The 20,461-nt window shown below is 66.2% G+C and carries 23 protein-coding genes; 19 read left to right on the forward strand and 4 right to left on the reverse strand.

The features are described from left to right. Positions 1–103: 103 nt before the first annotated feature. Complete coding sequence (locus QOC76_RS04185) at positions 104–913, forward strand: creatininase (RefSeq protein WP_526354481.1); 810 nt, start codon at positions 104–106, stop codon at positions 911–913. Here QOC76_RS04185 and QOC76_RS04190 read toward each other — a convergent pair. Beyond that, entirely contained in the window at positions 878–2,371 is a 1,494-nt protein-coding gene (locus QOC76_RS04190; protein ID WP_526354483.1) for a PucR family transcriptional regulator, read from the reverse strand. The genes QOC76_RS04185 and QOC76_RS04190 overlap by 36 nt on opposite strands. Before the next feature lie 236 nt (positions 2,372–2,607). On the opposite strand from QOC76_RS04190, the gene QOC76_RS04195 reads away from it, so the two are divergent. Genes QOC76_RS04195 through QOC76_RS04215 form a run of 5 tightly spaced genes read left to right on the forward strand, consistent with a single transcriptional unit; the run spans position 2,608 to position 7,333 of the window. Beyond that, positions 2,608–4,068: an amino acid permease gene (locus QOC76_RS04195; protein ID WP_526354485.1), complete on the forward strand. Its 1,461-nt coding sequence runs from the start codon at positions 2,608–2,610 to the stop codon at positions 4,066–4,068. Continuing rightward, the gene (locus QOC76_RS04200) at positions 4,065–4,748 is read left to right on the forward strand and encodes an SDR family NAD(P)-dependent oxidoreductase (protein ID WP_526354487.1); all 684 of its coding nucleotides are present in this window, start codon (positions 4,065–4,067) and stop codon (positions 4,746–4,748) included. Before QOC76_RS04195 ends, QOC76_RS04200 begins: the two co-directional genes overlap by 4 nt. 1 nt (position 4,749) lies before the next feature. Continuing rightward, entirely contained in the window at positions 4,750–5,517 is a 768-nt protein-coding gene (locus tag QOC76_RS04205) for an SDR family NAD(P)-dependent oxidoreductase (RefSeq protein ID WP_526354489.1), read from the forward strand. Further along, positions 5,514–6,470, forward strand: a complete 957-nt coding sequence (gene speB / locus QOC76_RS04210; RefSeq protein WP_526354491.1) for an agmatinase — start codon at positions 5,514–5,516, stop codon at positions 6,468–6,470. Before QOC76_RS04205 ends, speB begins: the two co-directional genes overlap by 4 nt. Continuing rightward, positions 6,467–7,333 (forward strand): polysaccharide deacetylase family protein, encoded by an 867-nt coding sequence (locus tag QOC76_RS04215; protein ID WP_526354493.1) that lies wholly within the window; start codon positions 6,467–6,469, stop codon positions 7,331–7,333. Before speB ends, QOC76_RS04215 begins: the two co-directional genes overlap by 4 nt. Here the strand turns inward: QOC76_RS04215 and QOC76_RS04220 are convergent. Then, positions 7,330–7,905: a hypothetical protein gene (locus QOC76_RS04220; protein WP_526354495.1), complete on the reverse strand. Its 576-nt coding sequence runs from the start codon at positions 7,903–7,905 to the stop codon at positions 7,330–7,332. The two genes, QOC76_RS04215 and QOC76_RS04220, sit on opposite strands and share 4 nt — an antisense overlap. A 23-nt stretch (positions 7,906–7,928) precedes the next feature. Between QOC76_RS04220 and QOC76_RS04225 the strand changes: the two genes are divergently transcribed. The 4 genes from QOC76_RS04225 to QOC76_RS04240 all read left to right on the forward strand — a co-directional run bounded on the left by QOC76_RS04225 (position 7,929) and on the right by QOC76_RS04240 (position 11,110). Next, on the forward strand, positions 7,929–8,765 hold the full coding sequence (locus QOC76_RS04225; RefSeq protein ID WP_526354497.1) for a DUF3097 family protein: 837 nt from the start codon (positions 7,929–7,931) through the stop codon (positions 8,763–8,765). A gap of 20 nt (positions 8,766–8,785) precedes the next feature. Next, complete coding sequence (locus QOC76_RS04230) at positions 8,786–10,123, forward strand: replication-associated recombination protein A (protein WP_526354499.1); 1,338 nt, start codon at positions 8,786–8,788, stop codon at positions 10,121–10,123. Positions 10,124–10,307: 184 nt separating this feature from the next. Next, positions 10,308–10,640: an ArsR/SmtB family transcription factor gene (locus tag QOC76_RS04235; protein WP_526354523.1), complete on the forward strand. Its 333-nt coding sequence runs from the start codon at positions 10,308–10,310 to the stop codon at positions 10,638–10,640. Then, positions 10,637–11,110 carry an SRPBCC family protein gene (locus tag QOC76_RS04240; RefSeq protein ID WP_526354501.1) on the forward strand — a complete coding sequence of 158 codons (474 nt, stop codon included), beginning with the start codon at positions 10,637–10,639 and terminating at the stop codon, positions 11,108–11,110. Before QOC76_RS04235 ends, QOC76_RS04240 begins: the two co-directional genes overlap by 4 nt. 56 nt (positions 11,111–11,166) lie before the next feature. Here QOC76_RS04240 and QOC76_RS04245 read toward each other — a convergent pair whose 3' ends face one another. Then, entirely contained in the window at positions 11,167–11,478 is a 312-nt protein-coding gene (locus QOC76_RS04245) for a GlsB/YeaQ/YmgE family stress response membrane protein (protein ID WP_526354503.1), read from the reverse strand. 123 nt (positions 11,479–11,601) lie between these two features. Between QOC76_RS04245 and QOC76_RS04250 the strand changes: the two genes are divergently transcribed. Then, entirely contained in the window at positions 11,602–12,387 is a 786-nt protein-coding gene (locus QOC76_RS04250; RefSeq protein WP_526354505.1) for an SDR family NAD(P)-dependent oxidoreductase, read from the forward strand. A gap of 573 nt (positions 12,388–12,960) precedes the next feature. Here QOC76_RS04250 and QOC76_RS04255 read toward each other — a convergent pair. Next, positions 12,961–13,233 carry a hypothetical protein gene (locus QOC76_RS04255; RefSeq protein WP_526354507.1) on the reverse strand — a complete coding sequence of 91 codons (273 nt, stop codon included), beginning with the start codon at positions 13,231–13,233 and terminating at the stop codon, positions 12,961–12,963. Here QOC76_RS04255 and QOC76_RS04260 point away from each other — a divergent pair. The 8 genes from QOC76_RS04260 to QOC76_RS04295 form a co-directional block, all read left to right on the forward strand. Next, positions 13,222–13,527, forward strand: a complete 306-nt coding sequence (locus tag QOC76_RS04260) for a hypothetical protein (protein ID WP_526354509.1) — start codon at positions 13,222–13,224, stop codon at positions 13,525–13,527. The genes QOC76_RS04255 and QOC76_RS04260 overlap by 12 nt on opposite strands. Before the next feature lie 227 nt (positions 13,528–13,754). Beyond that, on the forward strand, positions 13,755–14,156 hold the full coding sequence (locus QOC76_RS04265; protein WP_526354511.1) for a secondary thiamine-phosphate synthase enzyme YjbQ: 402 nt from the start codon (positions 13,755–13,757) through the stop codon (positions 14,154–14,156). Positions 14,157–14,252: 96 nt separating this feature from the next. Beyond that, positions 14,253–16,943, forward strand: coding sequence for an alanine--tRNA ligase (gene alaS / locus QOC76_RS04270; protein ID WP_526354513.1), 2,691 nt, complete (start codon positions 14,253–14,255; stop codon positions 16,941–16,943). 4 nt (positions 16,944–16,947) lie between these two features. Next, on the forward strand, positions 16,948–17,445 hold the full coding sequence (gene ruvX, locus QOC76_RS04275; RefSeq protein ID WP_526354515.1) for a Holliday junction resolvase RuvX: 498 nt from the start codon (positions 16,948–16,950) through the stop codon (positions 17,443–17,445). Continuing rightward, positions 17,438–18,688, forward strand: a complete 1,251-nt coding sequence (gene mltG / locus QOC76_RS04280) for an endolytic transglycosylase MltG (protein WP_526354517.1) — start codon at positions 17,438–17,440, stop codon at positions 18,686–18,688. The genes ruvX and mltG overlap by 8 nt, the downstream gene beginning before the upstream one ends. Beyond that, a complete protein-coding gene (locus tag QOC76_RS04285; RefSeq protein WP_526354519.1) occupies positions 18,666–19,484 on the forward strand; it encodes a shikimate dehydrogenase in 819 nt (272 codons plus the stop codon). The genes mltG and QOC76_RS04285 overlap by 23 nt, the downstream gene beginning before the upstream one ends. A gap of 9 nt (positions 19,485–19,493) precedes the next feature. Then, on the forward strand, positions 19,494–19,928 hold the full coding sequence (locus tag QOC76_RS04290) for a prepilin peptidase (protein ID WP_526354521.1): 435 nt from the start codon (positions 19,494–19,496) through the stop codon (positions 19,926–19,928). 274 nt (positions 19,929–20,202) lie between these two features. Then, positions 20,203–20,461 (forward strand): chorismate synthase (locus QOC76_RS04295; RefSeq protein WP_526354525.1); only part of this gene is annotated, 259 nt, incomplete at its 3' end.

The following is a 20,461-nucleotide window of genomic DNA, read 5'->3' on the forward strand; positions in this document are numbered from 1 at the left end:
GACTACCGTCTGCGGCGCGGGACCTGATGGACACGTGGCGGGTTCCCGTCGTCGTCGAGATCTTCGACGGCTCCCAAAGCCGGTCACAGGAGGGAAGTTTGGTATGAGCACCGACACCGACCCGCGGGTCTATCAGGACATGACCTGGGAAGAGATCTCGGCCGCCGCGAGAAACGACGTCCCGATCGTGATACCCATCGGCGCCACCGAGCAGCACGGCCGCCACCTGCCGGTGTGCACCGATTGGGTGCTGCCTCAGCGGGTGCTCTGCGACGCCGCCCGTGTCCGCGACATCGTGGTCGGGCCATTCCTGCCCTTCGGGTACCGCAGCCGACCGGGCAGCGGCGGCGGGCAGCACTTCCCCGGCACGGTGTCGCTGCGGGCGACCACCTTCATGAGTGTGCTCGAGGACGTCCTGAGCGAACTCAAGCGTGGCGGCTTCCGCAACATCGTGCTGTACAACTGGCACTACGAGAACAGCGGATTCATCTACGAGCCGGCTTTTCTTGTCTCCGAACACAATCCCGAGCTCAAGATCGTCGTCGTCGAGGACGTCTTTCCCGAGTTCACCGACGAGCGAAAGAAGGCGATCTGGCCGGCCGGCTTTCCCGGCCTTGCGCTCGAACACGCCGCGGTGATCGAGACGTCGCTGTGGATGTACCACGACGAATCGGCGGTGCGGACCGATCGGATGGCGCCCGACGCGCCGCAGCGCGTGGTCAACCACGATGTCGTGCCGATCGACACCCGCATGTCAACGGCGAGCGGTTCCCTGTCTTCGCCGATGGCAGCAAGCGCCGAGGTGGGGAAGCTGCTGAACGAGTGGCTGGTGCAACGAGTGGTTGCCATCGTCGATGACGAGTTCTCGCAACGGCAATCAGCTCGGGACGGCCAGCAGGTCTCTCGCGCGTAGCGCCAGCCAGAACTCGGCGAGCGTCGCGGTGTCGGTCACCTTGCGACCAGTGATCTCCTCGACGCGCTGTATCCGGTAGACCACCGTCTGCCGGTGAATGCCGAGTTCCCTCGCCGTCCGCAGCCACGACCGTTCACACCGCAGATAGGCATCGAGCGTCGAAACCATGTTGCCGGAATGCGTTTCGTCGTAGGCGATGAGCCGGCCCAGCACCCTGTCGACCACGACACGCGCCTCTTCGGGATCGCGCAACACCGAGAACATCGTCGCGTCCGCGAACCGGGCGGTCCGGCGCGAGGTCGTGACGGCGACGCGCGCCGCCCACGTCGCCTCGCGCACCGCACCCGGCGCGCGCGACGGCCGCGACAGCGGCTCGCTGATGCCCAGCGTGGCCTGGCTGCCCAGCCGCTGACCGAGCACATCGAGAGCCCACTCCGTCACTGGCATGAGGGCATAGAGCAGCGTCGCCCGGCGCAACAGCAGGTGTGGCACCGAACGCCTGCCGAGACCGAGGTGCAGTTGACGCTCGCTCGCCGCCGATACGCCGTCCGCCGCCACCACGCAGCAGGTCGCCGCAATTAACCCGCGCTCGCCGAGCTCCCTGTCGCCTTCGCGGTCACTCATCCGGCCGTCGCACAACTGGCCCATCACCTCGGCTCCGATGCGCCGCTCGTGCTCGCGGCGCGCATTCTGCTGTGCCAGCAGCACGGCGACCGCGGACGCCAGGTGCTGTAGATGAACCACATCGGTCGTCGGCCCACGGAACGCGTATGTCGCGAGCACCGTCGGCTCTTCGTCGGGCACCTCGACGACGAGCGCCCTCTGGGCCCCGGTTGACACATGCAGCACTCCAGGAATCGCACCCCGCCTGCCGGAGATCTCGGTGGTGATGACGCGGCGCAGCTCCTCCGGCGGCGGGTCGGACGCCTCCAGTGCCACCGTGCCGGTGGACGCGTCGAGGACAGCGATCCGGCACGACAGGTCGCGTTCCAGTTGGGCGAGGACGTTGGCCGGTCCGGGAGTGGTCACCGACTGCCGGATGACGTTGTACACCCGCTCGGTCACCGCAACGCGCCCGCTGCCGGCGGCATCGGCAACGGCGCGACCGATCACGGAGAAGCCAACGGAGTAGGGGACCACCATGATGGGGAAGCCCAGGGTGTCGGCGATATCGAGCGCGGCCGGAGTGAGCGCAGGGGTGGCCGCGTCCAACCCGATCACCATGCCGCACATGCCGTTCTCCGCAACGCCGCGGATCAGTGCGGTCTGACCGCGCGCCGACTCCGGCAGTGTCTGTCCGTTCTTCATCAGCAGTTCGCCGCCCGCCAGATAGGACCACGGCTCTTGGAGGTCGGACGTCTGCGCCCAGGTCACCGGCTTGTCCAGGCCTTGGCTGCCGCCTTTCAGGGTCAGCCGAAGGTGGGGTGTTTCCAGGAGGTCGCGGACCCGATACGCCATCAGTCACCTGTTCGAAACACGTGGTTACACCGCTGCCTTGCGACGGCGGCCGGCCTAAAGCGGCAGTTCCCGGCCATCAGGGCGTGCGCCTCGCCATCCGATTCCTTCCCGACACGGCTCGACCCTAGATGATCGTACGAATCAACGCATCAAGTTCAGATGTTGGGCGTATTCCGTTTTGCCGACCGCCGGGACGACAGTTGCCCCTGGTGAGACCTCCAGCGACGGGAGCCGACATGGCCGAATCGATCGACACCAGCACCGTTTCCGAACCCGCTCCGGAGCGGCTGCAGCGTGGCTTCAGCTTTCGCTCGGCGCTGTCGCTGGCCTTCGCCGACGTGTCACCGATCGCCGCGGTGTACGCGATCTTCACGCTCGGGCTGTTCGCCGCGGGGCCGAAGTTCTTCTGGGCGTTCCCGATCGTGCTCATCGGACAGCTGATGGTGGCGGCGGTGTTCGGCGAGCTGGCATCGCGCTGGCCGTACGCCGGCAGCGTCTACCAGTGGTCGCGTCACGTCCAGGGCACCACGTGGGGCTGGGTGGCCGCATGGGCCTACATGTGGGGGCTGACGCTCGCGCTCGGCACGCTGTCGTATGCGGCCGCCGGCTTCCTGCTCAACATCTTCGGCGTCGGCGAACCCAACCGTTGGCAGATCGCGTCGGTCGCGATCGCGATCGTCCTTGTCGGCACCGCGGTGAACATGGTGGGCCGGAGAGTCTTGAAGATCATGGTGGCCATCAGCATCACGTGCGAGGTCGTCGGCTCGCTGGGCCTCGGTCTGGTGCTGCTGCTGTTCTACCGGGAGAACCCGTTCTCGGTGCTGTTCTCCAGCGCGGGTATACCCGACGCCGCCTCGTGGGCGTCCGGCCCGATGCTGCTGGCCATCGCGTACGTCGGCTGGTCGTTTCTCGGGTTCGAGGCGGCCGGATCGGTGGCCGAGGAGGTCGACGAGCCGGAACGCAATGTGCCCAAGGCGATCATCCTTGCGCTGCTCCTCGTCGGGCTCGTGGTGATGTTCTCCGCTGCGGCGCTTATCCTTTCGATTCCCGACCTGCCCGGTGTCGTCGCCGCGCAGTCCGGCGACGTCGTGGCCGACACCCTCACCACGCATCTCGGCGAGGGCGTGACCAAACCGCTACTCGCCATGTTCGTGATCGGCTTCGTGTCGAGCTTCCTTGCCGTGCAGGCGGCGGTATCCCGGTGCATCTGGGGTGCGGCGCGCGATCGCAGCCTGCCGGGCTCGAAGGTGCTTGGCGGACTGGCCGGACCCGAGCGGTTGCCGGTCAACGCCATCGCGCTGACGGCAATCGTCGCGATCGTGTTCGTTCTGCTGGCGGGCACGCAGTTCTACAGCATCCTGGTGAACTTCAACATCATCGGCTTCTACATCGCCTTCGGCGTGCCGGTGATCGGCGCCGCCCTCGCCCGCCTGACCGGCAAATGGCGACCCGGACCGTTCAACCTCCGTCGGTGGGGTGCACCGATCACCTACATCGCCTCTCTGTGGATCATCTTCGAGACGGTCAACGTCGCATGGCCGCGCACCCAACCCGACCAGCCCTGGTTCATCAACTGGGCCAGCGTGCTGACGACCGTGGCGCTGGCGGTGGTCGGCGGCCTGATCTACCTGTCGGTGCGCCGCGGCATTCAGGCGCCGATCGCCGAACGCCTCGCCGGCACACCGCCTCCGCAATGACCGGCGTCGCCGTAGTCACCGGATCGTCGTCGGGCATCGGTGCTGCCATCGCCGCGGTGCTCGAGCAGGACGGCTACCGCGTTGCGGGACTTGATCTCAACGATGCCGCACCGTATGTCGTCGACATCGCCGACCCCGCCGCCGTCGCTGCGGCCCTGCAGAAGATCGCAGGAGACCTCGGCCCCGTCGACGTGGCGGTCAGTGCGGCGGGACATTACGAGACCACGCCGATAGCCGACATCACGCACGAGCAACTGCACCGCATGCTGCGGGTACACGTCGGTGGCCTCCGCAATGTCGCGACTGCCGTACTGCCGTCGATGATCGCGCGCCGCCGCGGATCCATCGTCGCCGTCACCTCCGAGTTGGCCGTGGGCGGTGGCGAAGGCGGGGCTCACTACGCCGCCGCCAAGGGCGCCATCATCGGAGTCGTGCGCAGCCTCGCCGTCGAAGTCGCCGAGCACGGCATCCGGGTAAACGCCGTCGCACCGGGACCCACCGACACGCCGCTGCTCGCACCCGACTCACCATGGCGGGCAGCCGATTACCTGGCGACGCTGCCTGCACGGCGGCTGGCGCGGCCCGGCGAGATCGCAGAAGTGGTGCGCTATCTGGTCAGTGACGACGCAGGGTTCTGCACCGGCGAGGTGCTGTCGCCGAACAGCGGCGCGGTGATCTGACATGCCGCAAGGACACCATGGCGGACGCATCGCCTTGGTCACCGGCGCGACCCAGGGCATCGGCGCGGCCATCGCCGAGAGGTTGGCCGACGAGGGCGCGGCCGTCGGAGTCAACGGACGGGTCCGCGATCACAGGATGGATGGGGTGGTCGCCGCCACAGGCGGATTCCCCGCTGCGGCAGACGTTTCGGATCCCGACGCCGTCGCCGGCATGGTTGCCGACGTCGAGCGCACCCGCGGGCCGGTGGACATCCTGGTGTGCAATGCGGCCTACATGACCATGGCGCCGTTCACCGATCACGCCGACGAGGACTGGTGGAAGATCCTCGACACCAACCTGTCCGGCACGGTTTACCTGGTGCAGGCCGTTCTCGCCGGCATGCGGCAGCGAGGTGGTGGCAACATCGTCATCATCGCATCCGAATGGGGTGTGGTCGGGTGGCCGAATGCCACCGCGTACGCCGGGTCCAAGGCCGGTCTGATCGCGTTGACGAAATCACTCGGGCGCGAGCTGGCGCCCGAGCACATCACGGTCAACGGAATCGCCCCCGGGATCGTCGACACCCCGCAGCTTCAGGTCGACGCCGACGACGCGGGTCTCACCCTCGCCGAGATGCACAGGGAGTACGAGCGCGCGATACCGCTCGGCCGCATCGGGAAGCCGAAGGAGATCGCCGCGGCGGTCTCCCTGTTGGCCCGCCGAGACCTCGGTGCGTTCGTCGGCCAGACCATCCAGATCAACGGAGGGACGACACGATGTCGGGCATGAGCGACAATCAGCCGGTCCAGCCGGTCGACGGCACCGTCGTTCCGCGCTATGCCGGCTTCTCCACGTTCGCGCGGCTGCCCCGCATCGGCGACGTGCCGAGCTACGACGTCGCGGTCGTCGGAGTTCCGTTCGACACAGGTGTCAGCTACCGGCCGGGTGCGCGGTTCGGCCCGGCCCATGTCCGGCAGTGCTCACGCGTGCTGCGGCCATACCACCCCCAGATGCAGGTTTCGCCGTTCGCCACCCAGCAGGTGGTCGACGCGGGCGACATCGCTTGTACGCCATACGACATCGCCAAGGCGGTCCAGCAGGTCGAGGAGCAGGCGTCGGCACTGATGGCCGACGGCGCACGCCTCATCACGATCGGTGGCGATCATACGATCGCGTATCCCCTGCTGCGGGCACATCATCGCAGCTACGGTCCGGTGGCACTCGTGCACTTCGACGCGCACCTCGACACCTGGGACACCTACTTCGATGCGCCGCTCACACACGGCACACCGTTCCGCCGCGCCGCGGAGGAGGGTCTCTTCGTATCGGGGCACAGCGCGCACGTCGGCATCCGCGGTTCTCTCTATTCGCCCGACGACCTGTCGTCCGACGCCGAACTCGGGTTCACCATCATCCATTGCCGCGAGTTCCAAACACGTACTGTCGCAGATGTGGTCGCGCAGCTGAGGGACGCCATCGGCGATCATCCGCTCTACGTGTCGATCGACATCGACGTGCTCGACCCGGCCCATGCCCCCGGCACCGGCACACCCGAGATCGGCGGCCTGACCAGCCGTGAACTCCTCGAAGTGGTACGCGGGTTCGAGGGCCTCAACCTCGTCGGGGCCGACATCGTCGAGGTGGCGCCCGCCTACGACCACGCGGAGCTGACCGGTATCGCCGCCGCGTACCTGGCATACGAGTTCCTCGCTCTGCTGGCCGGTGCGCGGAGGCGGTCGTGAGCGTGCCACCGGTTCCGTGGCCGAACGGCGCCCGTTGCGCGGCGTCGTTCTCGTTCGACGTCGACGCGGAGTCGGCGTTGCTGGGTGTCGATGCCTCACACGCCGACCGGATGTCCGCGATCAGCCACCAGGCCTACGGTCCGCTCACCGGGGTGCCCAGGCTGCTGAAAGTCCTTGCCAAGCATGACGTCACGTCGACGTTCTTCGTTCCCGGCTACACCGCCGTGCGCTATCCGGACGTGATCCGCTCGATCGTCCACCACGGCCACGAGATCGCGCACCATGGTTACCTGCACGAGCCCATGCGCGGCAAGACCGAGCAGGAGGAGGCGGTCATCCTCGACCGGGCCTCAGAGGTGCTGGAGTCGGTGACCGGCTCGCGTCCGACGGGCTATCGTGCGCCGATGTGGGAGTTGAACTGGCACTCGCCGAAGTTGCTGCGCGACAGGGGATTTCTCTACGACAGCAGCCTGATGGATACCGACCACCCCTATGAGCTGGAGGTCGCCGGCGGCGGGCCGCTGGTGGAGATTCCGATTCAGTGGGCGCTCGACGACTGGGAACAGTACTGCTACGTGCCCGAGTTCAGCGGCAGCGGCCTGATCGAAAGCCCTGTCAAGGCAATCGAGATGTGGAAGCTGGAGTTCGACGCGATGCGCGCCGAGGGCGGCGCGTATGTGCTGACCAATCATCCGTTTCTGTCGGGGCGGCCGTCGAGGGCACAGGCTCTGGATTCGCTCATCGAGTATGTGTGTTCGCACGACGACGTGTGGGTCACCGGCCTGGGAATGATCGCGACGCATGTGCGGGGTCTCGGTCTGACGCCGCGCTCGGTTGCCCGGCCGAACCCCGCGGACTTCTAGGACGCGTCCAGATATGCGCGGCCGCGCGGTGAGATTCGGTACCCGACGTCGAGGCTGATGGTCAGGCCGAGCCCCTTGAGCTGGCGCACCCTGCGCTTGAACCGCGCTGTCTCCAAGCCGACGCGGGAGGCCAGTTCGGGAGCGCGAACCGCTTCGTTGGCGGCGATGAGCTCGAGATACATCCGCGTCCACGGTGCTTCACCGGCGGCGTCCCATCGCTGCAGGCGCGCGCTGATGGTGTCGACGTCGGACTCGCTGAGGCGGTCATCGGCGGCCAGTTGCGGGCGTTCGTCGGGCGCGAGGTAGGACACCTCGATCGCGTAGGTGTGCCGCGCGGTCCTGCGGTCGAGATCTGCCTGTGCGGATTTCGCATCGGGATAGCCTGCCGCGCGCGCCTGCGCGGCGGTCACCCGATGGGAGCCCGGGTATTCGGTGACGGCGTCGATGCAGATCGTGCCCGCCGGTGTCCGTTGTGTGCCACCGGGCTTGGCGCGCGCAGCATCCCAGCGGCGCAACACAAGCGTGACCTTTCCGTTGGCGATTCCCTCGGCCGTGTCGCGGTTCAGCAGCACGGGTGTGACCCTACGATCACCCGGTGGCTGACCGCTATGGCACGGATGTCCTCGCCGACAACCCGCACAGAAAACCCCGATCCACCGAGGTGCCTCTCGAGATGGGCATGGTGGTGGAGGACGCGCAGACCGGCTATGTGGGCGCGGTGGTCCGTATCGAGTACGGCCGAATCGAACTCGAGGACAGGCGCGGTCGCCGCAAGCCGTTTCCCGTCGGTCCCGGTTACCTGATCGACGGCAAGCCGGTGATCCTGGCCGCGCCGCAGCGGGCGGCGGCGGCGTCGAGCACCCGCACGGCGTCCGGATCGGTTGCGGTGCCGGGCGCAAAGGCGAGGGTGGCGCTGTCGAGCCGCATCCACGTCGAGGGCCGACATGACGCTGAACTGGTCGAGCAGGTATGGGGAGACGATCTGCGGATAGAGGGCGTGGTCGTCGAATACCTCGGCGGGGTCGACGATCTGGCTGGCATCGTCGAGGAGTTCCGACCAGGGCCGGCGCGCAGGCTGGGCGTGCTGGTCGATCACTTGGTCCCCGGCTCCAAGGAGGCGCGCATCGCCGACGCGGTGCGGCGGAGCTCAGGGGGTCCGCACACGCTCGTCGTAGGCCACCCGTTCATCGATATCTGGCAGGCGGTCAAGCCGGACAGGCTCGGCATCGCGGCGTGGCCGTCGATCCCTCGCGGTGTGGACTGGAAGCACGGGGTGTGCGATGCACTCGGCTGGCCGCATGCCCAACAGGCGGACATCGCCAGGGCATGGAAGCGGATCCGCGGCCAGGTGCGCGACTGGAATGACCTGGAACCCGTGCTCATCGGCCGCGTCGAGGAACTGATCGACTTCGTCACGCAATGCGAGTCGTAGCGGCGTGGTAAGCAGAGAGCGTGTCCGACGGTCTGTTTGACGTCCCAGGCGAGCCGACCTCGACGGGAACCGCGTTGGGGCCCGTGGGTGCGTCGAGCCCGCTGGCGGTGCGGATGCGCCCTGCCTCGCTCGACGAAGTCCTCGGCCAGGATCACCTGCTGCAGCCGAACTCGCCGATGCGCCGCCTGGTAGAGGGATCGGGCGCGGCGTCGGTCATCCTCTACGGCCCGCCCGGCACCGGCAAGACCACGCTGGCGTCGCTGATCTCGCAGTCGACGGGCCGCCGGTTCGAGGCGCTCTCCGCGCTGTCGGCCGGGGTGAAGGAAGTCCGCGCCGTGATAGAAAAGGCACGCGTCGCGCTCCTCCGGCACGGCGAGCAGACGGTGTTGTTCATCGACGAGGTGCACCGATTCTCCAAGACCCAGCAGGACGCGCTGCTGTCGGCCGTCGAGAACCGGGTGGTGCTGCTGGTCGCCGCCACCACGGAGAACCCTTCGTTCTCGGTCGTCGCTCCGTTGCTGTCGCGGTCGCTGATCCTTCAGTTGCAGCCCCTGACCCCCGACGATGTCCGGGTATTGGTCACCCGTGCCATCGAGGATCCCCGCGGGCTCGGCGGAAAGGTCAAGGTCACCGACGAGGCGGTGGAACTGCTGGTGCAGCTGTCGGCTGGCGATGCCAGGAGAGCGCTGACCGCGCTCGAGGTTGCGTCGGAGGCGGGGGAACAGGTCACCGTCGAGACAATCGAGCAGTCGCTCGACAAGGCCGCGGTTCGCTACGACCGTGACGGCGATCAGCACTACGACGTGATCAGCGCGTTCATCAAATCCGTCCGCGGGTCCGACGTCGACGCCGCGCTGCACTATCTGGCCCGGATGCTGGTCGCGGGGGAGGATCCGCGGTTCGTCGCCCGCAGGCTGATGATCTTGGCCAGCGAGGACATCGGGATGGCGGATCCGACGGCACTGCAGACCGCCGTCGCCGCCGCGCAGACGGTGGCGCTGATCGGTATGCCGGAAGCGCAACTCACGCTCGCGCACGCCACCGTTCATCTCGCGACGGCGCCGAAGTCCAACGCCGTGACCACGGCGCTCGGCGCGGCGATGAGCGACGTCAGGCAGGGCAAGGCAGGGCTGGTTCCGCCGCATCTGCGCGACGGGCACTACTCCGGCGCCGAGGCCCTCGGCAACGCGGTCGGTTACAAGTACGCACATGACGACCCAGATGGCGTTGTGCCGCAACAGTATCCGCCCGACGAGCTGATTGGCGCGAACTACTACCGGCCGACCAACCACGGCGCCGAACGGGAGATCGCGGGCCGCCTGGACAAGCTACGGGCGATCATCCGCCGCAAGCGCTGACCACTGGCTCTTCAGCGAAAACCGACTTCTGTAGCGCGTTACTCGCACTTTCCCTGCAAATGTCGGATCCGTCGCGAGGCGACCCCTTGACATCGCACATGCCGACTTCTATTTTGTAATCAACCAATTCATTGATAAAGCAGAAGGTTGATAAGTGCGGAGCGACGGAGATGCCGACGCACGGATGGACCGCGCCTTCATGGCGCTTGCCGATCCGGTCAGACGCGCCATCGTTGCGCGACTGTCCCGCGGGCCTGCCACCGTCAATGAGTTGGCCGAACCGTTCGAAATCACGAAACAAGCGGTGTCCAAACACATTCAGGTGCTCGAGCAGGCCGGGCTGGTCACCAGGACCCGCGATGCGCAGCGCCGTCCGGTCCATCTCGACGCGGCAGCGCTGGAGGAGCTGACGGCATGGATCGACCGATATCGGCTTGACGCCGAACGCAATTACCGCCGGCTTGACGCTCTGCTGGCGGACCTCACCGAACCGCGAAAGAAGGAGAGAAAGCAATGACGAACGCACTCATTCTGCAAGCCCCGGTCGACACCTTGGCGATGGAATTCACCCGCGAGTTCGACGCCCCGGTGCAGGCGCTGTACCGCGCGCACGCCGAATCGGATCTGGTCAAACAGTGGCTTGGTCCACACGATCTGCAGATGCGGATCGAGGAGTGGGACTTCAGAACCCATGGCGGCTACCGCTACGTCCACTCGAACGAACATGGCGACTTTCGCTTCAACGGAACGTTTCACACCGTGCGCGAGAACGCTCTCATCATCCAGACCTTCGAATTCGACGGCGCACCCGACATGGTGAACATCGAGTTCATGTGGTTCGAGGACCTCGGCGATGGCCGTAGCCGGTTGCGTGGTCGGTCCGTCTGCCCGAACACCGAGGCTCGCGACGCGCTGCTGTCCTCGGGCATGGAGGGCGGCATGACCGAGGGTTACGACAAGCTCGACGAACTACTGAGAACTCTGTGAACGCACGCGAGCCCGGCAGCCGGGGGAAGCCGCCGGGCTCGTGACAGGAAATGCGGTTACCGGAACAAGCTGGAACGCCTGCGCCCTCCCGTGACGCCGGTACGCCTGCGTCCCATCATCGCCGAGACCAGTGCGACACCGAGGGCTGCGACGATCACCTGCACCAGCAGCTCCAACCAGTCGATGCCGTTGGTCACAGTGGGGATGCCGAGTGCTCGGGCGATGGCCGTACCGAGGAAGGCGCCGACGATGCCGATCAGAACCGTCACGAGCATGCCGATGGGCTGCCTGCCCGGTACCAGCAGCCGGCCGAGCACGCCGACTACGATGCCGATGAGTATTGCGGTGATAACGCCGGTGATGGTCATCTCTACTCCTCCAGGGCGGTAAGTGGTGCAGAGGAAATACCCTCGGCCTCGGAGAAATAAACGCCAGCGTCAATCCACCGGCGAGTTGGTTTGGTGGTCATGTCGGCGGGTAGCCCCGCGCGCATGACGGATGCAAAGCTTGCCCTGATCACCGGTGCCTCCAGTGGAATTGGGCTCGAACTGGCCAAACTGTTCGCAGAGAACGGCTACGACCTGGTCGTCGCGGCCGAAGACGACGGAATCCTCGGCGTGCCGCAGAAGCTGTCTGAGTTCAGCGCGGAGATTCATCCCGTGCAGGTGGACCTGCGGACCTCCGAGGGCGTCGACCACCTCTATCAGAGCACCATCGAGGGCGGACGGGCGATCGACGTGGCCGCCCTCAACGCCGGAGTGGGGAAGGGAGGGATGTTCCTCGAAACCGAGCTTTCCGACGATCTGGCTGTTGTCGACCTGAACGTTCGCTCGACGGTTCATCTTGCCAAGTTGGTGTTGCGTGACATGGCCAACCGCGAACAGGGCAAGGTGTTGTTCACTTCATCGGTGGCATCGATGATGCCCGGCTCGTACCAGACCGTTTACAACGCGTCGAAGTCGTTCATCCAGTCGTTCGCCGAAGCGCTGCAGGACGAACTGCGCGATACCGCCATCACAATCACGTCTTTGATGCCGGGTCCCACCGACACGAACTTCTTCGCGCGCGCCGGAATGTTGAACACGCTCGTCGGCAAGATGCCCAAGGACGACCCGGCACAGGTTGCGCGTCAGGGATTCGAGGCGTTGATGAGCGGCGACAAGAACGTTGTCGGTGGATCCGTGTCGTCGAAGGTCATCGGGACTGTGAGCCGCGTGCTGCCCGACACGGTGAAGGCAGTCGGCAGCCGGTTGATCTCCATGCCTCGCGGCAGCTAACGCCTACCCGTCGGCGTCAGCGGTGGCCAGCAGATCAGAACGTTCTGATGATCATTCCGACTAGTGCCAGCAGCGCGTCGATAGCGAAGAAAATCGGCACGATGGCAGGGTCATAAAAGAACTGGTCGAGCGTGAACAACATACGCAATGATCCCAACTCAGCACACTTCAGACAAGCCCTTTCAACGTGTCTAACTGAGGAAACCCTAGACGTGGGGTATTCGAGTTACATTTCGCTTCGGCAGCGGAGTTCGTCGCAGCGAGTGCCTGATGCGGTCGGAAAGCGTGGCGCCGGTAGAGCACATCGCGGCACCCTCGCCGTTTCGTGAGAGCTGACCGGCGCGCGGCATACTGAGAACGAAGCTGTACGTTTGCTGAAGATTGAATTCGTTTCGTGGATGACCGGCTGGTGGTGCAATTTCGGTCAATCCTCGTCGCCGCCTGACCCGCAATATGTGCAGTTGCGCTGGCATTTCGTTGGAAATGGACCTCACCGCCGCCAATTTTTATTTGTCCCGTGAAGTAACTGGCGCAAGTTTGCCATCGAGATCTGCGCCGTAGCTGTCCGTCCATTTACGCTCGGCTCACCACGAAGGTGCTGAGAGCGGCCTGTGCACCGGGCGCGCGCTCAGCCGACACCATCCGGAAGGACCACATGAGCAAAGAAACGACACCCTCCCCGAAGGCCAAACGCGCCGTCGCCGCGGTTGGTATCGGCGCCGCCGCGCTCGGCGCCGTCGCGCTCGGGATCGTCAGTGCGCCGACAGCCGCGGCCAGCGCCCTGCCCCGTCGTCTGTCGAAGCCGACTACATCGGTCTCCTCGACGCCAATGGCATGCACATCCACGGGCAGGACGCGAACGAGCTGAAGCTTGGCTACCTGCTCTGTGCGCTGAGCCAGCGCAATGGGATACCACCTGCCGGCGCCGCGGCGTACATGACCGCCGCGAGAAACTCCAAACTCTGCTACTACGTGTCGACTACCGGCGGACCGACCGGAGCTGAAGTTCAGCAGGGTCTTGACTTATGGCAGCAACAGCAGAATCAGCCGGGTATCGACGCCTGGAACGACACCGATCAGGACAACGACGGCATCAGCGATGCCGACGACAACGCCGAATATGACCCCGGTCACTACTGAGAAGCCGAAGTACCACAGGTTTTTCGTGGATCGAGCGACCACCGCCTAACCGTCGAGCGGGTTGGCCGCCATTCGCGGGAACTCCTCTGGCCGCCCGCCGAAGACGTCCCAGCCGGTAGCTCGTCGTCAAGGTGCGTGCAGAGATTCAAGATTGCTAGGTCAACCGGTTCCGGCACGGACTCCATCACTCAGACCCCTGGCGGACTCCTGCTCGTACGCTCGAATTCATGGAAACCGATCTACTCGACGTCGACACCGCGAAGCGGCGCATCGTCGACCTGACCGACCAAGTCCGTTCTTTCTGCGCTGGTCACCGGGATGGCCTCTGCAACGTCTTCGTGCCGCATGCCACCGCAGGCGTGGCGATCATCGAAACCGGCGCGGGCTCCGACGACGACCTCGTCGAAACTCTGGAGAACCTGCTGCCCCGCGATGACCGTTACCGCCACGCCCACGGCTCGCCAGGCCACGGCGCCGACCATGTGCTGCCCGCTCTTGTGGCGCCCTCGGTGACGGTGCCGGTGCAGGGCGGCCAACCTCTGCTGGGAACTTGGCAGAGCGTCGTTCTCGTTGACTTGAACAGGGACAACCCGCGCCGATCCGTACGGTTGAGCTTCATAAACGGCTGATGAAGGCGCGACAAAACTGACCGGTACTGTAGTGCGGTCGGTTGATCTCATGGACATGAGCGAGTACCACACCCAAAACACAGAGGACAGCGGGAAGTGCAGACACACGAGATCAGGAAGCGATTCCTCGATCACTTCGTGAACGCGGGTCACACGGAGGTGCCCAGCGCCTCTGTGATCCTCGACGATCCCAACCTGCTGTTCGTCAACGCGGGCATGGTGCAGTTCGTGCCGTACTTCCTCGGCCAGCGCACCGCACCGTGGAAGCGTGCGACCAGTATTCAGAAGTGCATCCGCACGCCCGACATCGACGAGGTCGGCATCACCACCCGACACAACACGTTCTTTCAGATGGCGGGGAACTTCTCGTTCGGCGACTACTTCAAGAAGGGCGCCATCGAACTGGCTTGGACGCTGCTGACGAACCCCGTCGACCAGGGTGGCTATGGCTTTGATCCCGAAAAGATCTGGGCCACGGTCTATCTCGACGATGACGAGGCTGCCGATCTGTGGCAGGAGGTCGCCGGCATACCGGCCGAGCGGATCCAGCGACGCGGAATGGCGGACAACTATTGGTCGATGGGCATCCCGGGACCGTGCGGCCCGTCGTCTGAGATTTATTACGACCGCGGCCCCGAGTACGGCATCGAGGGTGGCCCGGCGGCCAACGAGGACCGCTACATCGAGATCTGGAATCTCGTGTTCATGCAGAACGTGCGCGGTGAGGGCACCTCGAAGGACAACTTCGAGATCCTCGGACCGCTGCCGCGCAAGAACATCGACACCGGCATGGGCATCGAACGCGTCGCCTGCCTGCTTCAGGGCGTCGACAACGTCTACGAGACGGACCTGCTGCGGCCGGTGATAGACCTCGTCGCGGGCAAGGCGCCGCGTGGATACGGCGAGGGCAGTCACGACGACGACGTCCGCTACCGGATCATCGCCGACCACAGCCGCACCGCGGCGATCATCATCGCCGACGGCGTGAGCCCCGGCAACGACGGTCGCGGCTATGTGCTGCGCCGCCTGCTGCGCCGCGTGATCAGGTCCGCCAAGCTGCTTGGCATCAACGAGCCGATCGTCGGCGACATCATGGTCACGGTGCGCGACGCGATGGGGTCGTCCTATCCGGAACTGGTCAACGACTTCGACCGGATCCAGCGCATCGCGGTGGCTGAGGAGACGGCGTTCAACCGCACGCTGGCATCGGGTTCACGGCTCTTCGACGACGCCGCCCGTGCGACGAAGCAGGCGGGTACCGCCGTGCTGTCCGGAACCGATGCGTTCACCTTGCACGACACGTACGGCTTTCCGCTCGAGCTGACCCTCGAGATGGCCGCCGAAGCCGGCCTGAGCGTCGACGAAGAGGGCTTCCGCGGCCTGATGGCGCAGCAGCGGCAGCGCGCGAAGGCCGACGCCGCTGCCCGCAAGCAGGCGCACACCGACCTGTCGGCCTACCGCGAGCTGGTCGACGCCGGCCCGACCGAGTTCACCGGGTTCGACGAATTGACAACCGAGGCAAGAATTCTCGGCATCTTCGTCGACGGCAGACGGGTGCCGGTCGTGTCGCACGACTGCCACCAGGCCGAGCGCGTCGAGCTGATCCTCGACCGCACGCCGTTCTACGCCGAGTCCGGCGGCCAGATCGCCGACGAGGGCAGCATCACCGGTACGGCCGCATCCGGCACGGCGAAGGCGGCCGTCACCGACGTGCAGAAGATCGCCAAGACACTGTGGGCGCATCGCATCAACATGGAGTCAGGGGAGTTCGTCGAGGGTGACACGGTCGTCGCCACCGTGGACCCGCGATGGCGGCATGGCGCCACCCAGGGCCACTCCGGCACCCACATGGTGCATGCCGCGCTGCGACAAGTGCTGGGCCCCAACGCTGTTCAGGCCGGCTCGCTGAACCGTCCCGGATACCTGCGGTTCGACTTCAACTGGCAGGGTTCGTTGTCCGAGGATCAGCGCACCCAGATCGAAGAGGTCACCAACGAGGCCGTCGAAGCCGACTTCGAAGTGCACAGTTTCACCACCGACCTCGAGAAGGCCAAGGCGATGGGCGCGATGGCGCTGTTCGGCGAGGCCTATCCCGACGAGGTGCGGGTGGTCGAGATCGGCGGCCCGTTCTCGCTCGAGCTGTGCGGCGGCACGCACGTCCGCAACTCCGCGCAGATCGGCCCCGTCACGATCCTCGGTGAATCGTCGGTCGGCTCGGGTGTGCGGCGAGTGGAGGCCTACGTCGGCCTCGACTCGTTCCGCCATCTCGCCAAGGAACGAGCATTGATGGCGGGCCTGGCGTCGTCGCTGAAGGTGCCCTCGGAAGAGGTGCCCGCACGGGTGGCCCAGCTGGTGGATCGGTTGAAGACCGCCGAGAAGGAACTCGACAAGATGCGGCTGGCCGGTGCGAGGGCAGCCGCAGTGAATGCCGCAGCGGGAGCCGAGCGGATCGGTCGGGTCCGTGTCGTGGCGCAGCGGATGGCCGGTGGCACATCGGCAGGGGACCTGCGCAGTCTCGTCGGCGACATCCGCGGCAAGATCGGCTCCGAGCCTGCGGTGATCGCGCTGATCGCGGAGGGCGACAACGACGCCGTGCCGTTCGTGGTGGCCGTCAACCCGGCCGCCCAGGACCTCGGGCTGAAGGCCAACGAGCTGGTCAAGGAGCTGGGTGCGGCGGTGAACGGCCGCGGCGGCGGCAAGGCGGACCTGGCTCAGGGCTCCGGCAAGGGAGCCGCAGGCATCGACGCCGCGCTCGCCGCGCTGCGCGCGGAGATAGGCCGGAGCTAACCACGTGCCGAACCCAGAAAACCGTCCGCCGGATCGGCCTGGAGGCGATGATCCCGGACGGGGACGACGGGTGGGTATCGACGTCGGAAGTGTTCGGATCGGCGTCGCGGTGAGCGACCCTGACTGCATCCTCGCCACACCGGTGGAGACCGTCCGCCGTGACAGAACGGACCGCCATATGCGACGGCTGACCCAACTCGTCAACGAATTGGACGCTGTTGAAGTGGTGGTCGGACTGCCGCGCACACTCGCCGATCGGACCGGTCCGTCGGCCGAAGACGCCATCTCTCTCGCGGAGGATCTGGCGCGTCGCGTTTCGCCCACTCCGGTGCGGATGGCCGACGAACGGCTGACCACTGTCAGCGCGCAACGCTCACTGCGGGAAGCCGGTGTCCGGGCCAGGGGACAGAAGGCGATGATCGACCAGGCCGCAGCGGTCGGAATACTGCAGAGCTGGCTGGATCAGCGGCGGGTCGCACTCAACGAGGTCGGCAATGCCTGACGCCTGGGAGCGCGAACGTCCGCAGCCGGTAGCGGTGGGCCCGCCGCGGCGTCGAATGAGCCGCGCCGACCGGATGCGCGAAGCCCGGCGTCGCCGCAGACATCGGTTGGTCCGCAGTGTCACGCTCTGCGTGCTCATCGTCATCGTGATCGGCGCCGTTTTCCTCGGCTCCCGGTTGTGGCACAACGTCTTCGGGGCAAGCTCCGACTATTCCGGCGAAGGCAGGTCGGACGTCGTCATCCAGGTCCACGAGGGTGACTCGACCACGACCATCGGCAAGACGCTCGAAGACCAGAAGGTGGTCGCGACATCGCGGGCATTCGTCAACGCCGCTCAGGACAACGCCGCGATCCAGGCCATCCAGCCCGGTTTCTACAAGCTGCGCACCGAGATACCCGCGTCGGGCGCCGTTGCCCGGTTGGCGGATCCGCAGAACCGCGTCGGCAAACTGGTCATTCCCGAAGGCCGCCAGCTCGACGACATCCAGGACGTCAAGACCAACGATGTCACCGACGGTATCTTCACCCTGATTTCCAACGCGACCTGTGTGGACCTCGACGGAGACCGGCGCTGTGTTTCGGCCGACGACCTTCGCGACGCGGCGGCCTCCGCATCGCTGTCGGAGTTGGCTGTGCCGGACTGGGCGACCAAGCCGGTGCAAGCCATGGGTGAGGACCATCGCAGGCTGGAAGGCTTGATTGCGCCGGGGTCGTGGGACGTCGATCCCTCCGCGTCGCCGAAGGACATCCTGTCGACGCTCGTCGGCCAAAGCGCCTATCAATACGCGCAGGGTGGGCTGCTGGATACCGCGAAGTCGTTGAGCATGACGCCGTATCAGATTCTGACCGTCGCTTCGTTGGTGCAGCGGGAAGCCAAACCGCAGGACTTCGACAAGGTGGCGCGCGTCATCTACAACCGCTTGGTTGCACCGGATCACCGCAGGCTGGAGTTCGACTCCACGGTGAACTACTCGCTGGACCGCCAGGAGGTCGCGACCACCGACGCCGACCGCGCGAAAGCGACCCCGTGGAACACCTATGTGCGCGACGGGCTTCCAGCCACGCCGATCTGCTCGCCGGGCTCGGAAGCGCTGGCCGCCGCCGAACGCCCCGCGGACGGGGATTGGCTGTACTTCGTCACCATCGATCTGCAGGGCACGACGCTCTTCACCCGGGATTATCCGCAGCACCTGGCGAACATCGAACTCGCGAAGCGCAACGGTGTCCTCGACAGCGCCCGATAGCGCACGCAAGGCGGGCGTACTTGGCTCGCCGATCGCCCACTCACGCTCGCCGCAGTTGCATATGGCGGCCTACCGGGCCTTGGGTCTCGACGACTGGACGTACGACCGCATCGATTGCACGGCGGACGAATTGCCTTCGGTCGTAAACGGTTTCGGCCCGGAATGGATCGGCGTGTCGGTGACGATGCCGGGTAAGTTCGCGGCGCTGCGGTTTGCCGACGAGCGCACCGGGCGCGCGGAGCTGGTCGGCGCGGCGAACACCCTCGTCCGTACGCCGACGGGATGGCGCGCCGACAACACCGATGTCGACGGGGTGACCGGCGCGCTGGGCGAAGCGTCGGGCCATGCCGTCGTGGTCGGTTCCGGCGGAACAGCGCCGGCCGTGGTGGTTGGATTGGCGGAGCTCGGCGTGCACCGGATCACCGTGGCCGCGCGAAACCGCGAGAAAGCGGCCGCTGTCGTGGATCTCGCAACCCGGCTGGGCGCCGAGACGGGCTGGCTCGACATCGATGGGCCCGAGCTGCCTTCCGTCGTCGCTGCGGTGTCCGTCGTCGTGAGCACGATTCCGGCCGAGGCGGCCGAGCGTTACGCTGCGGCGCTGTCGGGAACGCCGGTACTGCTCGACGCGATCTACGAACCGTGGCCGACGCCGCTTGCATCGGCAGTCGAGGCACAAGGCGGCAGAGTCATCAGCGGACTGCAGATGCTGCTGTACCAGGCCTATGCACAGGTCGAGCAGTTCACCGGGCTGCCGGCCCCGAAAGAGGCGATGAGAGCGGCAGTTCGGGGCGATTAGCATCATTGAATGGGGGCGAGGGCGGCCGGCGCCTGCGTGGTCGCATGGCTTGTGGTGCTGAGCGTGTACGACATCCGCGAGCGTCGCCTGCCGAACTGGCTGACGATGCCGGGCGCGCTGGCGATACTCGCAGCGGCCACCTCTGCGGGACGAGGCGTGCCCGCGTTGGTCGGAGCGATCAGTCTGGCGGTCCTGTATCTCGTCGTGCACGTGATCGCTCCCGCGGCGATGGGTGCCGGTGATGTGAAACTCGCCGTGGGGCTCGGTGGCCTGACGGGCGCCTTCGGATACGACGTGTGGGTGTTGGCAGCCATCGCTGCACCGCTGCTGACCGCCGCGTTGGCATGCGTCTCGGTGGTCTGTCGGCGCCCCGACGACACCGTGCCGCACGGCCCGTCGATGTGTGTGGCGACGCTGGTCGCAACGGCGCTCGTCATCGCTTAGCCGTCAGTTCGTAGAGTTCGGCGAGTAGTTCGTCCGGCCGATGTGCGAGGTTGATTTGGGGTGGGCCGGTGCCGTCGGTCCAGGCGAGTGTGCCGGTGTGCCAGGTAGTGGATTGAGTTGGCGGCGATCCGGATCAGGTCACGCATCGGGAGGGAACTCCCGCCGCCGATGTGGGCGGGCGGCGGCATGGCAACTACAGACCGAACGGGTGACGCTCCATACCGGGGATGCGCGGATTTCCGCAGGCAGACTGCGACGTGGGAAGATGGGACGCGTGTTGCGTTGGACCACTGCTGGTGAATCCCACGGCCGCGCGCTGGTGGCCGTGGTCGAGGGTATGGTTGCCGGCGTCGAAATCACCTCTGCGGAGATAGGCCGTCAGCTCGGCCGCCGCAGGCTGGGCTACGGCCGCGGCGCCCGGATGAAGTTCGAACAAGACGATGTCACCCTCCTGGCCGGGGTGCGGCACGGCATGACGCTCGGCGGGCCGATCGCGATCGAGATCGGCAACACCGAATGGCCCAAGTGGGAGA

It is taken from the genome of Mycobacterium sp. (assembly GCF_032159565.1).
Classification (GTDB): domain Bacteria; phylum Actinomycetota; class Actinomycetes; order Mycobacteriales; family Mycobacteriaceae; genus Mycobacterium.

Excerpts from the sequence above, each read along its gene's own strand:
- QOC76_RS04185 (WP_526354481.1), top strand. The coding sequence starts at position 104 with ATGAGCACCGACACCGACCCGCGGGTCTATCAGGACATGACCTGGGAA.
- QOC76_RS04190 (WP_526354483.1), bottom strand. The coding sequence starts at position 2,371 with ATGGCGTATCGGGTCCGCGACCTCCTGGAAACACCCCACCTTCGGCTG.
- QOC76_RS04195 (WP_526354485.1), top strand. The coding sequence starts at position 2,608 with ATGGCCGAATCGATCGACACCAGCACCGTTTCCGAACCCGCTCCGGAG.
- QOC76_RS04200 (WP_526354487.1), top strand. The coding sequence starts at position 4,065 with ATGACCGGCGTCGCCGTAGTCACCGGATCGTCGTCGGGCATCGGTGCT.
- QOC76_RS04205 (WP_526354489.1), top strand. The coding sequence starts at position 4,750 with ATGCCGCAAGGACACCATGGCGGACGCATCGCCTTGGTCACCGGCGCG.
- speB (WP_526354491.1), top strand. The coding sequence starts at position 5,514 with ATGAGCGACAATCAGCCGGTCCAGCCGGTCGACGGCACCGTCGTTCCG.
- QOC76_RS04235 (WP_526354523.1), top strand. The coding sequence starts at position 10,308 with ATGGACCGCGCCTTCATGGCGCTTGCCGATCCGGTCAGACGCGCCATC.
- QOC76_RS04240 (WP_526354501.1), top strand. The coding sequence starts at position 10,637 with ATGACGAACGCACTCATTCTGCAAGCCCCGGTCGACACCTTGGCGATG.
- QOC76_RS04245 (WP_526354503.1), bottom strand. The coding sequence starts at position 11,478 with ATGACCATCACCGGCGTTATCACCGCAATACTCATCGGCATCGTAGTC.
- QOC76_RS04250 (WP_526354505.1), top strand. The coding sequence starts at position 11,602 with ATGACGGATGCAAAGCTTGCCCTGATCACCGGTGCCTCCAGTGGAATT.
- QOC76_RS04260 (WP_526354509.1), top strand. The coding sequence starts at position 13,222 with ATGCACATCCACGGGCAGGACGCGAACGAGCTGAAGCTTGGCTACCTG.
- QOC76_RS04265 (WP_526354511.1), top strand. The coding sequence starts at position 13,755 with ATGGAAACCGATCTACTCGACGTCGACACCGCGAAGCGGCGCATCGTC.
- mltG (WP_526354517.1), top strand. The coding sequence starts at position 17,438 with ATGCCTGACGCCTGGGAGCGCGAACGTCCGCAGCCGGTAGCGGTGGGC.
- QOC76_RS04290 (WP_526354521.1), top strand. The coding sequence starts at position 19,494 with ATGGGGGCGAGGGCGGCCGGCGCCTGCGTGGTCGCATGGCTTGTGGTG.